Origin of the sequence: Sphingobacterium sp. N143, from assembly GCF_030325625.1 — a bacterium.
Taxonomy (GTDB): domain Bacteria; phylum Bacteroidota; class Bacteroidia; order Sphingobacteriales; family Sphingobacteriaceae; genus Sphingobacterium.
In genome coordinates this window covers 456,407-473,771 of record NZ_JACAIS010000003.1, presented here as the reverse complement: position 1 = coordinate 473,771, position 17,365 = coordinate 456,407, and the positions used below count along the sequence as shown (strand labels likewise).

14 protein-coding genes are annotated in these 17,365 nt (G+C 38.5%); 9 read left to right on the top strand and 5 right to left on the bottom strand.

Going from position 1 to position 17,365, the window contains the following annotated elements; genetic code table 11:
- Complete coding sequence (locus HX021_RS08110) at positions 1-1,731, bottom strand: GMC family oxidoreductase (RefSeq protein ID WP_286589648.1); 1,731 nt, start codon at positions 1,729-1,731, stop codon at positions 1-3.
- Between the two features lie 253 nt (positions 1,732-1,984).
- Entirely contained in the window at positions 1,985-3,577 is a 1,593-nt protein-coding gene (locus HX021_RS08105) for an ABC-F family ATP-binding cassette domain-containing protein (protein ID WP_286589647.1), read from the bottom strand.
- Positions 3,578-3,856: 279 nt separating this feature from the next.
- Between HX021_RS08105 and HX021_RS08100 the strand changes: the two genes are divergently transcribed.
- Positions 3,857-5,191: a sigma-54-dependent transcriptional regulator gene (locus tag HX021_RS08100; protein ID WP_502958997.1), complete on the top strand. Its 1,335-nt coding sequence runs from the start codon at positions 3,857-3,859 to the stop codon at positions 5,189-5,191.
- 208 nt (positions 5,192-5,399) lie between these two features.
- Here the strand turns inward: HX021_RS08100 and HX021_RS08095 are convergent, their stop codons facing one another.
- Positions 5,400-6,503 (bottom strand): DUF695 domain-containing protein, encoded by a 1,104-nt coding sequence (locus HX021_RS08095; RefSeq protein WP_286589646.1) that lies wholly within the window; start codon positions 6,501-6,503, stop codon positions 5,400-5,402.
- A gap of 180 nt (positions 6,504-6,683) precedes the next feature.
- Between HX021_RS08095 and HX021_RS08090 the strand changes: the two genes are divergently transcribed.
- From HX021_RS08090 to HX021_RS08070, 5 genes are all read left to right on the top strand, one after another.
- Entirely contained in the window at positions 6,684-7,190 is a 507-nt protein-coding gene (locus tag HX021_RS08090) for a BON domain-containing protein (RefSeq protein ID WP_286589645.1), read from the top strand.
- A gap of 12 nt (positions 7,191-7,202) precedes the next feature.
- Entirely contained in the window at positions 7,203-7,622 is a 420-nt protein-coding gene (locus HX021_RS08085) for an SH3 domain-containing protein (RefSeq protein ID WP_108633042.1), read from the top strand.
- A gap of 246 nt (positions 7,623-7,868) precedes the next feature.
- Positions 7,869-8,672: a hypothetical protein gene (locus HX021_RS08080; protein WP_286589644.1), complete on the top strand. Its 804-nt coding sequence runs from the start codon at positions 7,869-7,871 to the stop codon at positions 8,670-8,672.
- A 167-nt stretch (positions 8,673-8,839) separates the two neighbouring features.
- Complete coding sequence (locus tag HX021_RS08075) at positions 8,840-9,232, top strand: hypothetical protein (protein ID WP_286589643.1); 393 nt, start codon at positions 8,840-8,842, stop codon at positions 9,230-9,232.
- Positions 9,233-9,367: 135 nt separating this feature from the next.
- A complete protein-coding gene (locus HX021_RS08070) occupies positions 9,368-11,131 on the top strand; it encodes an aromatic amino acid hydroxylase (RefSeq protein ID WP_286589642.1) in 1,764 nt (587 codons plus the stop codon).
- A 36-nt stretch (positions 11,132-11,167) separates the two neighbouring features.
- On the opposite strand, the gene HX021_RS08065 is transcribed toward HX021_RS08070, so the two are convergent.
- Positions 11,168-12,082 (bottom strand): flavin reductase family protein, encoded by a 915-nt coding sequence (locus HX021_RS08065; protein ID WP_286589641.1) that lies wholly within the window; start codon positions 12,080-12,082, stop codon positions 11,168-11,170.
- Between the two features lie 10 nt (positions 12,083-12,092).
- Positions 12,093-13,067 (bottom strand): fumarylacetoacetate hydrolase family protein, encoded by a 975-nt coding sequence (locus tag HX021_RS08060; protein ID WP_286589640.1) that lies wholly within the window; start codon positions 13,065-13,067, stop codon positions 12,093-12,095.
- 314 nt (positions 13,068-13,381) lie between these two features.
- On the opposite strand from HX021_RS08060, the gene HX021_RS08055 reads away from it, so the two are divergent.
- Genes HX021_RS08055 through HX021_RS08045 form a run of 3 tightly spaced genes read left to right on the top strand, consistent with a single transcriptional unit; the run spans position 13,382 to position 16,938 of the window.
- Positions 13,382-14,539 carry a homogentisate 1,2-dioxygenase gene (locus HX021_RS08055; protein WP_286589639.1) on the top strand — a complete coding sequence of 386 codons (1,158 nt, stop codon included), beginning with the start codon at positions 13,382-13,384 and terminating at the stop codon, positions 14,537-14,539.
- A gap of 29 nt (positions 14,540-14,568) precedes the next feature.
- Entirely contained in the window at positions 14,569-15,696 is a 1,128-nt protein-coding gene (gene hppD, locus HX021_RS08050) for a 4-hydroxyphenylpyruvate dioxygenase (RefSeq protein ID WP_286589638.1), read from the top strand.
- A 12-nt stretch (positions 15,697-15,708) separates the two neighbouring features.
- A complete protein-coding gene (locus HX021_RS08045; protein ID WP_286589637.1) occupies positions 15,709-16,938 on the top strand; it encodes a Glu/Leu/Phe/Val dehydrogenase dimerization domain-containing protein in 1,230 nt (409 codons plus the stop codon).
- Positions 16,939-17,365 lie beyond the last annotated feature (427 nt).

Genomic DNA, 17,365 nt, shown 5'->3' with positions numbered 1-17,365 from the left:
TTAGCCATTTAATTTTTTCTTTTCTTCCAATATATATTCCGCTGTTCGCATAGATAAAGCCAATATTGTCCATGTAAGATTTTTATCGCCTTGCTGTACGAATGGTCCGGCATCGACGACATACAAATTTTTGCAATCATGTGCTTGTCCCCATTTATTGAGTACTGAAGTCTTAGGGTCGTTGCCCATTCTGGTTGTACCACCCTCATGGATAATCTTTCCGGGAGCTTCCAAACCATACAATGTATCTTCACCCGGAATAGTTGAGGTGATTATAGCCCCCATTTCGTGCATAATGGACTGAAATGTTTCTTGCATATGTTTTGCCTGGGCAATTTCTTCATTCGCCCATTTATAATGAAAACGAAGGACTGGGATTCCAAATTTGTCAACACTGGTCGGATCAATTTCACAGTAATTATCTTTTCTTGCTAATGCAGTACCACGACCGGCCATACCTACATTTGCTCCGTAGAAACTGCGAAAATCTTCTTTGAGTGCAGTTCCATATCCACCTTTTGCTTTTCCATTGTTGTTTTTTCCGATATCATTAACCTTTGGGACCCAGTTTAAGAACCCATAGGATGGCATGTGCAAACCGCCGCCGTATTCAATATGGTATCCTCTTGGAAAATTCAGTTTAGAATTATCTTCCCACCAGGGTGAATAGATATGGACACTTCCAACACCATCTTCATTGTATCTTTTGCGATCAAGTAGCTGTGGTAGAAATCCCGAAAGACTAGCTCCGGTGGAGTCGTGAAGGTATCTGCCGACTAATCCACTGCTATTGCCGACTCCACCTGGGTGTGACTGAGACTTTGAATTTAGCATAATCCGAGCACTTTCACAGGCACTAGCTCCTAAAATAACTGTTTTTCCCTTTACAGTGTACTCTTGGAGATCTTTGGTATTTACATAGGAAACACCAACTGCTAAGCCTTCGTCGTTCGTCAATACTTCGCGTACCATCGCATTATCAATAACTTTTAAGTTACCGGTTTTCATGGCCGGAATAACTAAGCAAGAAGATGATGAAAAATCACCATACACCTTGCAGGCACGACCACATTGACCACAGTAAAAACATGTACCCCGATCCTTAATATCTTTGGATACTTCAGTGAGCACGGCACCACGTCCAGGGATGACGGGAACACCAGCTTTTTTTGCACCTTTAGCAATATATAATTCGTTCAAACGGGGTTTAGGTGGTTTCATAAAAATTCCATCCGGTTCATTGTGGATCCCTTCAGCAGTACCATATATCCCAATCATTCGATCAACACGATCATAAAATGGTTTAACTTCTTCATAGCTGATCGGCCATTCGTCTGTGACACCATCTTTAGGTTTAAAGTCATCAGGGCCCATACGCAAAGAAATTCGCCCCCAATGATTGGTTCTTCCGCCCAACATTCTCGCCCTGAACCATTCAAATTCGGTGCCGTCTACTTTGTTATAAGGCTCACCTTCGAGTTGCCAGCCGCCAAAAGCAGCGTCAAAATCACCGAAAGGTCTGGTTGTGCTTGCCCCTCTTCTTGGTGACTCCCACGGCCAACGCAATTGCAAAGAATCTTTTGCCGGATCGTAAAAAGGGCCAGCTTCAAGCATCAATACTTTAAGACCAGCATGAGCCAGGATATATCCTGCCATACCACCACCTGCGCCGGAGCCAACAACTATGGCATCATACAATTCGGGATTTTCTTTAATTTGATAATCTGACATAATTAAATGAAGTAATTAATTGACAATAATCCTATGAGATACCTCTTCTTTGGAACACATATCTATGGAAAGGTTCAATTAATTGATGGTTATTGTTTTATGTTTAAAATTATCGTGAATATATTGATAAAAATTTACTTTTTTAAATTAATTTATCGATTTAGCATATTTTTAAATAAAGAATATGTGATTGTTACAAAAATAATTTGATCTGGTTGATCTGTGGATGATTTTAAGCTTACCGTCCTTTTATTTAGGTATTTAGATAGATGGTTTTATGTACACCTATTTCTTGCAAGAATGTTTCATCATGGGAAATTACGATGAGGGTACCGGAATAATTTTGGATAACACGTGACAGTACACGAATATTTTGAATATCCAGATTGTTCGTCGGCTCATCTAGGATAATTAGGTCCGGAGTCTGTTGTTTAATCGTCAAACAGCATATAATAAGACGCATTTTTTCTCCTCCGCTTAAAAGCTGACAAGGTTTGTCCCAATCATCTTTCCCAAATAAAAAACGGTTGAGTCTAGTCTTGATTTCATGCTCAGGCAGTGCCTTTATATTAAATTGCAGTGCCTGATCATAAATACTCAGATTTGAAGCCATTAAAGAATACTCCTGGTCGAGATAGATCGATGTAAAATTATGACGCTGGATGTTACCTTGACTTGGAGTTAGGTGATCAAGTAAAAGTTTGATCAATGTTGTTTTACCGGAACCGTTTTTCCCCTGAAGGACAATGCGGTCTCCACTGAGGACCTGTAGATTAATGTTCTCCTCCCAAAGCTTTTGGGTACGGTACTTGAAATTGATATCTTCGGCTTTAATTATACGTTTTCCTTGTGGAAAGCCGCTATTTCCTAGGTCAATCTTGATCTCGTCGAGTGCGGACTGCGAATTTCTAAGTTCATGTAAATTAGACCTGATCTCTCCAATTTTTTCCTGATGGACACTCTTAATTTTGGACGTGCTTTTTTCAGCATTATTGCGGAGCGTATTCATCATGATACGGGCGACACCAGCTTTCTCCTGCTTTTTTTGTCCACGATTATTCAATCTATTTTGCCGTTCAATTGTCTCTCTTTCTTTTTCTTTGGCTACTCTAACGGCTTTTTCTTGAGCATGAATATCGTGTAGTAAAGCATGGCGTTCAATCTCCTTTTGCGATTCATAGAACCTGTAATTTCCACCATATCGCTTAATACCATTGGGAGTCATTTCTGCCGTGTCATCTAAAAGATTGAGGAGTGTTCTATCGTGACTAACAACAATCATGGCATCTTTTGAGGAGCGAAGCCAATTGTAAAGTGTTTTTTTGCTATCTAGATCCAAGTGATTACTGGGTTCATCCAGCAGAATTAATCTAGGCTGATGAATCTGAATACCAGCGAGTAGAATTTTTGCCTTTTGACCCCCACTTAGGTTTGCCATTTTCTGGGTTAAATGAATTTCTGGTAGATCCCATTGAGCAAAAAAATCCCTGCATCGGTCTTCTAGACCCCAATCGTCTTGTAGAATATTGAAATTTTCCGCTGTAGCATCTCCTTCCAAAATGGCATATAGAGCTTTAAGTTTATGGTCAATCCCTAAAGCCTGGGCGATTGTAAGCTCGTTAAACTGTGCCGTTAGCTGCGGTACGTAATAAGGTTGGACATTAACTTGTTTGCTACCAGCTGACTGAGATAGTTCTCCCGAGATGATACGCAATAAGGTAGATTTGCCAACACCATTGTTGCCAATCAAAGCAATTTTCTCTTGTGAGTTGATATGAAGATTTATGTTGTTAAACAATAAATCACTATTCGGATGTTTGTAGGATAGTTGTTGTAATGAAAGCATGTTGAAAATCCTTTAAATGTTAGAAAAAACCATTGGAACGATTTATTTACAATCGATGGTATCTGTTACGCTCTTAAAGAATTTTAATCTTACATACAATTTGTTTATGCTGTGGAACTGCAAATGTAAAAGTTATTTTTGAGATTGAAAGAATTTTTTGAACAATAGTCAATTGGTTTAAAATGCAAAAGGTTATACGATCTAACTTATTTTTAGTTTTTAGATCTAATTTTTTCAATATTTCTTTTGAACAATCGTAATTTTAGAAAAATAATTATTGTGAATAGAATACTTCTCATAGATGACGAAGAGAAACTTCGGAAATTGCTTGCCAAGATAATCGGTTTGGAAGGATTTGATGTTATTGAAGCTTCGGATATTAAATCGGGCCTGAAAAAGCTAGAAACTGCGGATGTGGATGTCGTGCTATGTGATGTCAAACTTCCCGATGGAAATGGGGTAGAGGCAGCAAAATTAATCAAGGCCCGTTATCCAATTGTTGAAATTATCCTACTGACGGCATATGGTAATATTCCGGATGGAGTTCAGGCGATTAAGAATGGAGCCTTTGAGTATATTACCAAAGGTGACGATAACAACAGGATTATTCCTTTGCTGTATAAAGCCTGTGAGAAAACAGCACTTGCCCGAAGAGTAAAACAGCTGGAAAGACAACTTGAAGATAAGTTGTCATTTGATAAAATCATAGGGCGGTCTCCTGCGATCAGATCGGCAATCGGGCTTGCCCAAAAAGTTGCCGTCACGGATACAACTGTCCTGTTAACGGGTGAAACAGGTACCGGTAAAGAGGTGTTTGCACAGGCAATCCATCAGGCGAGCCCTAGGAGGGAACATAGTTTTGTGGCGATAAATTGTGCTGCATTTACAAAGGACCTATTGGAAAATGAGCTGTTCGGCCATAGGTCAGGAGCTTTTACTGGTGCGACAAAGGATCAAAGAGGTTTGTTTGAAGAAGCACATTTAGGAACAATTTTTTTGGATGAGATTGGTGAAATGCCCTTGGACCTGCAGTCCAAAATTCTTCGTGTATTGGAGACTGGTGAATTTTTAAAAGTGGGCGATTCTAAACCTACAAAAGTGAATGTACGCATTATTGCAGCAACGAACAGAAATTTGGATACTGAAATAGAACTGGACCATTTTAGAAGTGACCTCTTCTATCGACTTTCGGTCTTTACAATTGAACTTCCTCCACTGCGTGAACGTATTCAGGACATTAAAGCGTTGGCAGAATATTATGTAACTGTTTTTGCGTTGAAATCTAACCTAAAACCACTGCGTATGACAGATGAATTCATAGCCGCTCTCGAGAAAAATACTTGGCGAGGTAATATTCGTGAACTAAAAAATATTATCGAACGGAGTGTTATTTTAAGTGAGGGGGGACTTTTGGATGTCAGTAGTCTTCCTTTTGACCATATTGAAGCAGCAGCAAGCCGTATGCATGCATCCAGTTTCTCCATGTCAAATATAGAGAAACGACATATTCAAAGAGTTTTGCATCATACCAATGGAAATAAAGCCGAAGCAGCAAGATTGTTGGAAATAGGCATTGCGACATTATACCGCAAAATTGAAGAGTATAAGATTTAGTTAAGACGTAAAATAGAAAGGCACCTGATTGACGCCAAAATCCTGTAGTATCCAGAGCAGAAGATCCCGGATCAATAAATCACGAAAGCTGGATACCATTGTGATCAATTCGTTTAGTAACAGGGGGATTTTTTCTGTACAGCCATGGTATAAAATTATACTATACTTAATGAAAAAGTAATAGGAGATTGCTTGCATTGTCCAAGTATTAATCCACTTGTTTATTGAAGCGCTCAAAAGATTTCCAATATTTATCCTTGTAGATCGTATAATCTATTTGAAGACTAGTCTGATAACGGGCAATCACCTGATCCACTGTACGAGATGATTTTCGAAATTCTGTACAGGCAAGATAAATCTCTCGCAAGTTATCAGCCGTCTCGCGACCAATGTTTAGATAGCCAATATCAGTAGGAAAACTGCTCATCAATTCATCTTCAATTTTATCCATTAAATCATAGGTATTCTTGTCAGGCATTCCATTTGTTGCTGTTCCATCATAGCTGATCCTAACCGTGATGATCCATGGATGTGAAGCCTTTCCATCCCACTCAAGGAGCGTAGTGTTGATTATGGCCAGAATAGGAAGGTTATTTTGTAACATTCCTTCAAATGCTGTATAAGTATCATGTTCAGTTTGATGTCTTACATCCGTGTATTTTTCAACGAATTCCTTTTCTCGCCAGATGAGATAATTTTTTAATTTGATTAATGGAATGAGTTCGTCAGTTGCTAAGTCTTTGGAAGTGACATTTAAATTATCTATTGCGATAATCGAATTCAGTTCTCCAATATAATTATCTAAGAATATTTCTACACCATGTGCAATATTAACTTTATCTTCTTCAGTATAGTTAGGGTGGACGATGACGATATCAACTTCATCAGGATGATATTTATGCTCAATAGGGTAGAAAAACATCTCATTAATATCAAAGGAAAAGCCATACATGTTAATTTTAAATTTTTCCATATCGTCAATAGCAGGCTTTAATGCAGTAAATCGCCAATTTGGAAGAATAGGAGCACAGGCGATTAGTTCTTCTACAAATGCAATATTTTTAACGACACCATCAGGTGTGATGACCAGTTCTGCAATATTATCCGTATACATTCCCGTCAAAAAGTAGAGATCTTTCCGTAATGCATCAATTTTTGGAGCAAGTTTACTGAAGAAATTCTGATCTATGTCGTCGGCATTTTTTACAGTACGATAAAAAGCCTGCTCGTTTTTGGTAAACCATATCCAAAAATCCTGTATGCTGTCCTTTTTACTTTCTTTTTTGCCAAAAATGTTATTCAAAAATCCCATAATTATAATCTATTCAATTGCACTATCATGTCTACGCACTGTTATCATCCCTTAGCTTTTAAATTTAATTATATAATTATGATCCAACAAGCAATTTAGGTTTAAAAATTATTAGACAAACAATTGTTTGAGTAGTTTGTTAAGGTTATTGTTTGAAAATTATAAACTAAAATTGGTCATATGAAATTTTACAAATTAACATTTTGTCTTTTAACAGCCTCAGTAGCTTTTTCATTTTCTGCATGTAAGTCCGGTTTGTCGGATGATAAATTGGAGGATAAAATAGAGAATGCACTTACCGGTCGCACAACTGTGGATGTTGAAGTAGAAAAAGGAAAAGTTATCCTCAGTGGAACTGTGGCATCAGAAGAGGAAAAACAACAGATTGAATCCATAGCTAAAACAGCAGGTGATAAAGATGTCAAGTCGATTCAAAACGATATCATTGTCAGTGCGCCTGTTTCTAGTACGCCGGCTCCAATTGAAACCTCAAATAATGATGCAGTGCTTGGAGCCGCAGTAAACACTTTTATGAAAGATTTTCCTACTGTGCAAGCTAACGTAAAAGATGGCGTGATTTCAGTTACCGGTACTTTAGAGCAGCCGAAAATTGTTACTTTAAAGCAAGGCTTGGATAATCTGAATCCTAAAAAAGTAGATTTAAGTGGTATTGTTGTTAAAAAATAAAATAGCGAAATTATGTCATTGCAAGAAAAGTATAAAGTCCTTTTAGATACTGCACAATCATCAGGTGTTAATGATCTGAATTATGCAGAGATGGATGGTGTACTCCAGATTAGAGGTACTGCACCAACTGCCGATGTAAAAAATAAACTTTGGGAGATTTATGGTAATATAGACCCAAATTTTCAGACTGGTGATGTTGTCTTAAATGTTGATGTGGCCACTGAAGTGCCAGGAAGTCAGGTGAAGGTGATTACAGAAAATAGTAACCTAAATATTAGAAAAGGCCCCGGTACTGACCAACCTATCGTAGGTAAGGCCGCCAAAGGAGAAATTATTACGTTAATAAGTAAGGCAAATGATCAATGGTGGCTAGTTCGGACCAATGATAATGAAGAAGGATATTGTTATGCACAATATTTAGAGTCTGTCTAAACCTACTTAGACTAAAAATTTAAAGGAGAAGTATGCTGTGTGATACTTCTCCTTTTTTTATATGATTTTCAATAGGATAAAGCATAGTATATGACGGTGATATGATGTTAAATGAAGTAAAAATATCGGCAATATGAATTTTTTGGTTTAATAATTGTATTATCATATTTGCAACAATATTATTACAATATGTTAAAATCAGGTTTTTTGTTACTTATGAGTATGGTTATATCAAGTCGATTAGTCATGGCACAGGAATATGTTCGACTGGATAAAAATAGTTTCCAATTGCATCTGTCAGAATCTCCTAAAGATACTATCAGAATAATAGAAAATGGTAAAACGACTAAATTAAAAACTGGTAAATATATTCTGCAACAGAATCAGTTTATGGGGCCATCCAATGCCTTTGTTTCAATCAATCAGGAGGGATTAGTTGAGGGGAATTTCAAGATTGAAAAAGATGGAAAACGTGGCATTGTTGAGGTAAGGCATGGCGTTATGCAACAAATGAATGTGAAGACTGATGAGGTCTTAAACTTTCAATATGTAATCACTGATACCTCGAGTGTACAGCGGGATTTTCGAAATGGCAAAATAAGTCAGGAAAAATTGGTGTTTTATCAACCCAAAAAAGGCAAGAGGAAAGTGTCAAAAATCTTTTTTGATGATCATTATACTGTTGAAAATGAATTTGACCATACAAAATCGGATTATGGTTTAGATAATAAATTGATCAGTAGAGCTAAATTGGATTGCAGCGGGCAAGTGCTGGAATCTAGATCCTTTGACAAAAATGGACAGCTTGTAAAGCATATTTATAAAAAGGATAAAATCAATTATACTGATTTATATCAGCACAATAATTTGGCTGAACGCATATATAGTGCCAATGCTTTAATCTACCATGAGTATTTCAAGAATCAATTATTAGTGAAGAAGATCGTGGAAAAAAAGAATAAAGGACAAGTTGAAATATATGTTTATAATGGTGAAGGTAAGTTGTTGGAGAAAAAAACAGCAAGTGGAGCGAATGTGTCTAGCACTTAGAAAGATGTGTGATGATGACATACTTTGTGGTAATTTTTGGCTCTGAGCATTTTTTTGGAATTTAGATATATAGTATTAACTTTGTTGCGGCATGAAGAAAATGAACAATATATTACGTTTTCCTTTTTTCTATAATTATTATCTCCCGATCATGGTTCGGGAACTGTATGCCTATTAAATTTAAAAATTTATTCACTTTTATAGCTAAGCCCGAACATATCGTTCGGGCTTTTTTGTTTTATATCCTCATGTTAAAAGATTTAGAAGAAAACACTGATATCATTTTGCCGAAAGATGGTTTGATGCTCAAAATGCGACAAGCTCAGCAGACAGCTCGTCCTTTGGTGATCAAACTTATACTTGATCCTACGACTTCAGATCTTCATTTAGGGCATGCTGTCCTGTTGAAAAAACTACGGCAATGTCAAGAACAGGGATATGAAATTGTAATTTTAGCAGGTCGTTTTACGGTACAAATTGGAAATCCAGCTGGGATTAACATGGTGAATAAGCTTTTTAGAATTAAATTATGTAAAATAGTTTTTTTTAAGTTTGTTTAGGAATATTTTATTGTGTTAACTTTTGGTATGTTTGGTTTTAAAATGTTTTTATGGATGATTGTTCTTTCAGAATTCCTAAATATTTTCTACCTTCATATAAAAAGTCTCATACTTTATTTTTGATACCGATTATAAATGGAAACATACAACAACGTTGTTTTGGAGCAATTGCCCAAACATTTAAAACGCTATGTCGTCGCTCAACAATATGAACGTTATACAGCTTTGGATCAAGCCTTATGGCGCTATGTCATGCGGCAGAATTATGCATTTTTAAAAGATGTGGCTTATTATCCGTATATTCCTGGATTAAAGAAAGCTGGACTGTCGATCGAGCATATCCCTGATCTGCAGCAAATGAATGACAGCTTGAAGTTGATCGGTTGGGGGGCGGTAACGGTTGATGGTTTTATACCACCGGCGGCTTTTATGGAATTTCAGGCCCATCGAGTATTGGTGATTGCTGCTGATATACGTCAATTGGAACATATTGAATATACGCCTGCACCGGATATTATTCACGAATCTTCAGGACATGCCCCCATCATTGGTGAGCCTGATTATGCAGCCTACCTACAATATTTTGGTGAAATTGGGACCAAAGCCTTGTCTTCTGGTAATGATTTTGAATTGTATGAAGCTATACGGCATTTGTCAATTTTGAAAGAGGATATCACTACAACTGCAGAAGAATTGACAGCTGCAGAAAAACAATTGCAAATTGTGCAAGATAACATGGGAGCCCCATCAGAAATGGCATTATTGAGTAGATTGCATTGGTGGACTGTAGAATATGGGCTGATCGGTAGTCTTGATGATCCGAAGATTTACGGTGCCGGGTTGCTGTCTTCTATCGGGGAGAGCGCTAGTTGTATGCAGGAGTGTGTACCCAAAATACCTTATGATCTAAACGCTGTAGATTATCCATATGATATTACAAAGCCTCAGCCTCAGCTATTTGTTACGACGGATTTTGAACATCTAAAGGTTGTTCTTGATCAATTTGCAGATACCATGGCTTTTCGTATTGGTGGAAAGCAAAGTTTGGATAAAGCGATTGATGGGCAGGCAGTCTGTACTGCTGTATATAGTTCAGGCTTACAGGTGTCAGGAATTTTTAAGGCCGCTAATGCAGATATAGAACTATCTTACCTACAAACTAAGGGGGGGACCGCATTAGCAGTTTCGGGGAGACAGCTAGTGGAGCATGGCACGGATTATCATATCGAAGGCTTTGGGGCCCCAGTAGGTCGCCTAGCGGGAGCGGTGAAAGATTTGGAAGACTTCTCAGAAGCTGAATTATCCAAAATTAATATTATAGTGGGCAAGCGATGCTCCCTGATATTTTCTTCTGGAATCGTAGTGGAAGGAGTTGTGTTGAAGATTATCCGCAATGTTGACAAAGTAATTTTGATTTCATTTGGTGATTGTGAAGTCTATCGAGATAAAGATGAGGAAATCTATTTCAGATCCGAATGGGGGACATATGATATGGCGGTTGGAAGAGAAATTGTCTCAGTTTTTGCTGGTGCAGCAGATAAGGATGCCTATGAACCTATTGTTGAGCCAATGCTAGAAAAAGCGGGTTTATTGGATAGTAACGCAGAAGAGATAGGGTTAGTTGCTAATCATTCTGCCATACAGGAGCTGAGAAAAGAACCTGTTATACTTTCTGAAGCCTGGAGTAGTATTTTTGATCAATTAACGACGGCAGATGTAGACAATTGGTTAGCTCTGACCGAGCTTTTTGAAATCGCCTGGGCCCATGGGGCATATGACCTAGTAAGTAAAGCCGAAAATAAATTAATGGAATTTGTTCAGCTTTACCCAAATGTCAGAAAGCTCATTGAAGACGGTATCCGAGTAGCAAAAGAGCTTGGTTTAAATAACCAGATGTGATCATATTTAAGCGTGTGAACTTAATGACTTGAGTTTTTACAAAACACGAGTACTACACAGTAGGATTTGCCATGCTTTATCAAGTTGTCCAGCATCCAATAATTGCGCCACATATTCATGAACCTTTTGCGTGAACTGGGGAGAATCTTCTGGGAAATTCAAACGGAGATATTTTAAATATTTATCCTCAGGTAAGCCTTGTTGTAATTTAGGTAAAGCTTCCACATTGGCCAAGAGCCCCAGGTGATTGCCTGTTAGGGTATCAGAACGTCGTATATTTTCTGGAAGTTGATCTATCCCGATGCCTAGCCTGCGTAGTGGCTTGGGGACAATAAAGAGATTTTCCCCGGTGACCCGGCAATACCAGTCACCGCCCAGCCTTGCAACGAGATCCAGATCTGCCTGGCTTATACTGTTATCGTTGTCCAATAAGTGTTTGTGGACATGCATACATAAGATTTCTGCGATGACCAGATTTCCTGCTCCAGGCTCGTCGCTCAATGTAATAATGTCCCTGACTTTACATTCCAACTGAATGGGAGATTCGGCTACTCGAGGCGGGGCAACATGGACAGAAGCGATGGCTGTGAATCCTGATTTATTAAATTCGTCTGTTCCCTGAGGGTATTCTGTACTTGCTAAAGATTGCTGTTGCACCATGGCATAATTGACGATATTGATAACCACTTCACGGACTTCTTGAATATTGTCTAAGGTGTGTTTAGTACTACCGTCACGCATTCTGCGTAATGGTGAAAAGACGCAGATAGGTGGTTGATGGGACATGAAGTTGAAATAACTGAAAGGACTTAAGTTAATTTGTCCCAAATGATTTATCGTACTGGCAAAACAGATTGGTCGTGGTGCAATGGCATATTTGATCAGATTATCAATGATAGCCTTATCTGTTGAAGATTCAAATGTAATGGTATCGTATGAGGAAGAATTCATGTTGAGAAATTTATTGTTTATAGGGTACGATAGAATTGGAGAGTTTCCCCAGTGCAGTCACTTCTAGTTCAACTTGATCGCCTAGCTTTAACCATTGGTCTTTATGCTGTGGGTTTTCGAGCCGCCCGGTCCCATTGAGTTCTAGAAAGCAACCTGTTCCAACCGTTCCTGATCCGATAATGTCTCCAGGAAAAAGATGGACACCATAAGAAATACGCTCAATAATTTCAGCAAATGTCCAGTGCATCGTTGCAAAATTACCTGAAGAGACCTGCTGGCCATTTACTTTACATGACATCTCGAGATTATACGTGTCACCAGTGTGTCCAGCAGCAGGTTCCACTTTATAAGGGGCAAGCTCATCCTTTGTGATTAACCAGGGGCCGATGGCTGTTGCGAAATCTTTCCCCTTCGCTGGTCCCAAACTTAGTTTCATTTCCTCCATTTGAAGCCTTCGGGCGCTAAAATCATTCATGATCATATATCCCGCAATATATTCATCAGCTTCGGAAGCAGGAATGTTAATACCAGCTTTATGGATAACGATGGCAACTTCAAGCTCAAAGTCCAATTGGTTTAAATGCAAGGGCATACATTGTACAGGCCCTGGACCTTGGATCGCCTGATGGTTGGAAAAATAAAAAACAGGAAACTCATCAAATTCAGGAATCATATCCAGTCCCCGGTTTCTTCGGGATGTTGCCACATGTTGTCGAAAGGCATAGGCATCCCGCACAGATGTAGGGTGAGGAACCGGTGCAATGAGCTGGACCTCTTGTAATGGCTCGTAAGACCGATGGATATTACCCTGGGTCAATGCTGTAAAGTATTGTTTTAACCTATCCAGCATTTTATCTCCACCGTTTAGCAAATCAGCCATATTGTTAGGCAGAGCGTGATCGATATCCGAACACAGATAGACACGATCATCTATAATCATACCTAATTCATGTTGACCATGTTTAGCGCAGGTGACAATTCTCATAGTGAATATTATATTGGTTATTCAATGTCGTTAGAATACGACACAAATATATTGTATAAGATTTGAAAAAAATATTTCCCCTGTTGAAAATAGAAAAATATTCTTATCTTTATGTAGCATTATAAACTATAAAAAATGATCACTCGTGGAATATATCGCCTTGCGTCCTCCATGCCCTATATTGCATTTAATCGAGCAATCATAGCGGATATCGTTTTTGCACAATATTAATCCTTTCGTACTCTTTTGCCGACCGAATCTATTGGCAATTTTGATATTCATTTAATTTTATAACCGTTTTAAATCGTAGAATTATGCCATTTTATGTTAAACAAGGGCAGATTCCATCACAGCGACATACTGTTTTTAGAAAGCCCGATAATACACTTTATGCAGAGGAGCTGGTCTCTACCCATGGCTTCTCGAGTGTCTATTCATTAGTGTACCATTGTCATCCGCCGACTTTAGTCAAACAAATTGGTGAACCCTATGATGTATCACCAAAGATTGCTAGAAAAAAACATCTGAAACACACTAGTTTAAAGGGCTTCCAGGTACAGGCAAAAAATGACTATCTGGATAGCAGGACACCTGTCTTGGTTAATGAAGACCTCTATATTTCATTGGCAGCACCACGTCTGTCCATGCTGGACTATTTTTATAAAAACAGTCAGGCAGATGAGATCATTTTTGTACATCAGGGAACAGGAAGACTCAAAACAGGATATGGAAGCCTTCCTTTTAAATATGGAGATTATTTAGTTGTTCCCAGGGGCACAATTTATCAGATGGAATTTGATCAAGCTGATAATCGACTGTTCATTGTCGAATCTTTCTCACCTGTCCGCACACCAAAACGTTATCGCAATGAATTTGGTCAGTTGATGGAGCACGCGCCCTTTTTTGAGCGCAATATAAGGGTGCCTCAACATCTGGAAACCTTTGATGAATTAGGCGACTTTGAAGTAAAGATTAAAAAACAGGGATTGATTTACCCCTATATATATGGAAGTCATCCTTTTGACTTTATAGGTTGGGATGGATATCATTTTCCATGGTCGTTTTCTATACATGATTTTATGCCGATTACTGGAAAACTCCATCAACCTCCTCCTGTTCATCAGACTTTTGAAACGGATCATTTTGTGCTATGTAGTTTTTGCCCACGCCTTTATGATTATCACCCGCAGTCGGTCCCAGCACCATATAATCATAGTAACGTCGATTCAGATGAAGTATTATACTATGTTGATGGTGATTTTATGAGCCGCAAATCGGTTGAAAAAGGTCAGATCACTTTACACCCAGGAGGTATACCACATGGCCCACATCCGGGGACAGTAGAGAAAAGCATAGGTCAGGTTAAAACAGATGAACTTGCTGTTATGATTGATCCTTTTCGCCCCTTGATGTTAACTGAAGATGCGTTGAACATTGAAGACCCTGATTATTTCAAATCATGGATGAGCTAAATTAATTTACAAATAACCTAAGATAAATTATGTCAAATACATTTGCAGAGAAGATTGCCCAAGCGCAGGATTTTCTACCCATTAATGGAACTGATTATATTGAATTTTATGTAGGCAATGCTAAGCAGGCAGCTCATTACTATAAGACTGCTTTCGGTTTTCAGTCAGAAGCCTATGCTGGGCCTGAAACTGGTGTTAGAGACCGTGTCTCCTATGTGCTGAAACAAAATAAGATACGGTTGGTGCTGACTACGGCATTGAAATCTGACCACGCTATATCGGATCACGTTAAAAAACACGGTGATGGTGTCAAAGTCTTAGCGCTATGGGTCGATGATGCAAGAAAATCATTTGAAGAGACAACCAGGAGAGGGGCAGAGGTTTATCAAAAACCACAGCTTTTGGAGGATGAACATGGAGAAGTTTGGACAGCTGGTATTTATACCTATGGTGAGACAGTACATATGTTTGTCGAACGAAGCAATTATTCCGGAGTCTTTATGCCTGGATATGAAAAGTGGACAAGTGATTATAACCCAAGCGATACAGGCTTGCTATATGTTGATCATTGTGTTGGTAACGTTGGTTGGAATAAAATGAATGAAACTGTACAATGGTACCAGGATGTCATGGGGTTTGTCAATATTCTATCTTTTGATGATAAACAAATCAATACAGAATACTCCGCATTGATGAGTAAAGTCATGAGTAATGGAAATGGATATGTGAAATTTCCGATCAATGAACCTGCTGAAGGCAAAAAAAAATCGCAGATTGAAGAGTATCTTGAATTTTATGAGGGCGAAGGTGTGCAGCATGCAGCCTTGGCAACAAAGGATATTGTCGCGACGGTGAGAGAACTCAAAGCTAGAGGAGTTGAATTCCTCGGGGCCCCGCCTGAAGCTTATTATGACATGTTACCCGAACGAGTTGGTCAAATAGATGAGGAGCTTCAAATTATTCAAGAGCTGGGGATTTTAGTTGACCGTGATGAAGAAGGTTATCTCCTTCAAATTTTTACCAAACCGGTCGAAGATAGACCGACTTTATTTTACGAAATTATTCAACGTAAAGGTGCACAAAGCTTTGGCGCAGGTAACTTCAAAGCACTTTTTGAAGCAATAGAGCGTGAACAACAGCGGAGAGGAAATTTATAAGGTATGGTAAGTATGAAAGAATTACTGCGGGCATTTGAATATAAGAGTCCAGAAATTGTTTTTGAATGGAAAGATAGTGAAACTGAAGCTCGAGGCTGGGTTGTAATCAATTCGCTGCGCGGAGGAGCTGCTGGTGGTGGAACAAGGATGCGGGCGGGATTGGATCGGCATGAAGTAGAGGCCCTGGCAAAAACGATGGAAGTTAAATTCACGGTCTCCGGACCTGCCATTGGTGGGGCGAAGTCAGGGATTGACTTTGATCCACATGACCCAAAGAAAAATGAAGTATTGGATCGTTGGTTTAAAGTTGTCACGCCTTTATTGAAAAACTATTATGGAACAGGTGGTGATCTCAATGTGGATGAAATCCATGATGTTATCCCTTTGACAGAAGAGTATGGACTTTGGCACCCTCAAGAGGGGATATTGAATGGACATTTTAAGGTAAATGAAAGCAATCGTATTCATCAGATTGGCCAATTACGCTATGGTGTTTCCAAGGTTTTGGAAGATAGTTCGTATAGTCCCGATCTGAAACGGAAATATAAAGTAGCGGATATGATAACAGGATATGGTGTATCCGAATCAATTCGTCATTATTATCAGCTTTTCGGAGACAGCTGTCAAGGAAAACGCGCCGTGATTCAAGGTTGGGGAAATGTAGCCGCTGCCGCTGCCTTTTATTTGGTTAAACTCGGCGTGAAAATCGTTGGGATCATTGATCGTGGCGGTGGTCTTATTCATCCTACTGGATTCAACGAAGAAGAAATTACCCGTTTATTCTTAGATCGAAAAGGAAATGAACTTAATTCAACGGATTTGATTCCATTTGAGCAAATACAAAAAGAAATATGGGAATTGGATACCGAGATTTTTGTCCCAGCGGCGGCATCTCGATTGGTGTCTAAGGATCAGATCCAACATATGATCGACCATGGACTTGAGGTTATCGCATCTGGGGCAAATGTACCATTTGCTGATCAAGAAATTTTTTATGGACCCGTTATGGAATTTGCCGATCAACATGTTGCGGTGATACCAGATTTTATTGCAAATTGTGGTATGGCAAGAGTATTTGCTTATTTGATGCAACGAAATATTGAAATAAGCGACGATGCAATATTCACGGATGTTTCAAAAGTTATTTTTGATGCCTTGTATAAAATAAGGGACATATCACCTGAGCGTACCGGAATTTCTTCTAGAGCATATGAGATTGCACTAAAACAACTGATGGGATAGTGGCTACATGCTCTAACTCCCACTTAAATGAAAAGCAAGAGAACATGCTGATAAACGAAAAACACTTGAAGCGGGGAACTTCAAGTGTTTTAACTAACCAATTATTAACCTAAATTTATGAATACTTAAAACAGCACAATACTTATGCCAAAACTTATTTTCCTAAGATGAATATATTGTCATTTTTTTGTTAATTAATATTTCCAGATTTATTGCTTCTTTGTTTTTTATTGGATCTTGGTAAGCTCTAAATAATAAACCGGCATATCGGGCAGGGGGCTATTATTAAATGATTGACCAGTAGTGAAATATTTTTTTTATTTTATGGTTTTAATCGGTTGATAAACAGAAACTCCTGAAGCGGGGAGCAACAGGAGTTTTCCTAACCAATTATTAACCTAAATTTATGAAAAGTATATATATAACG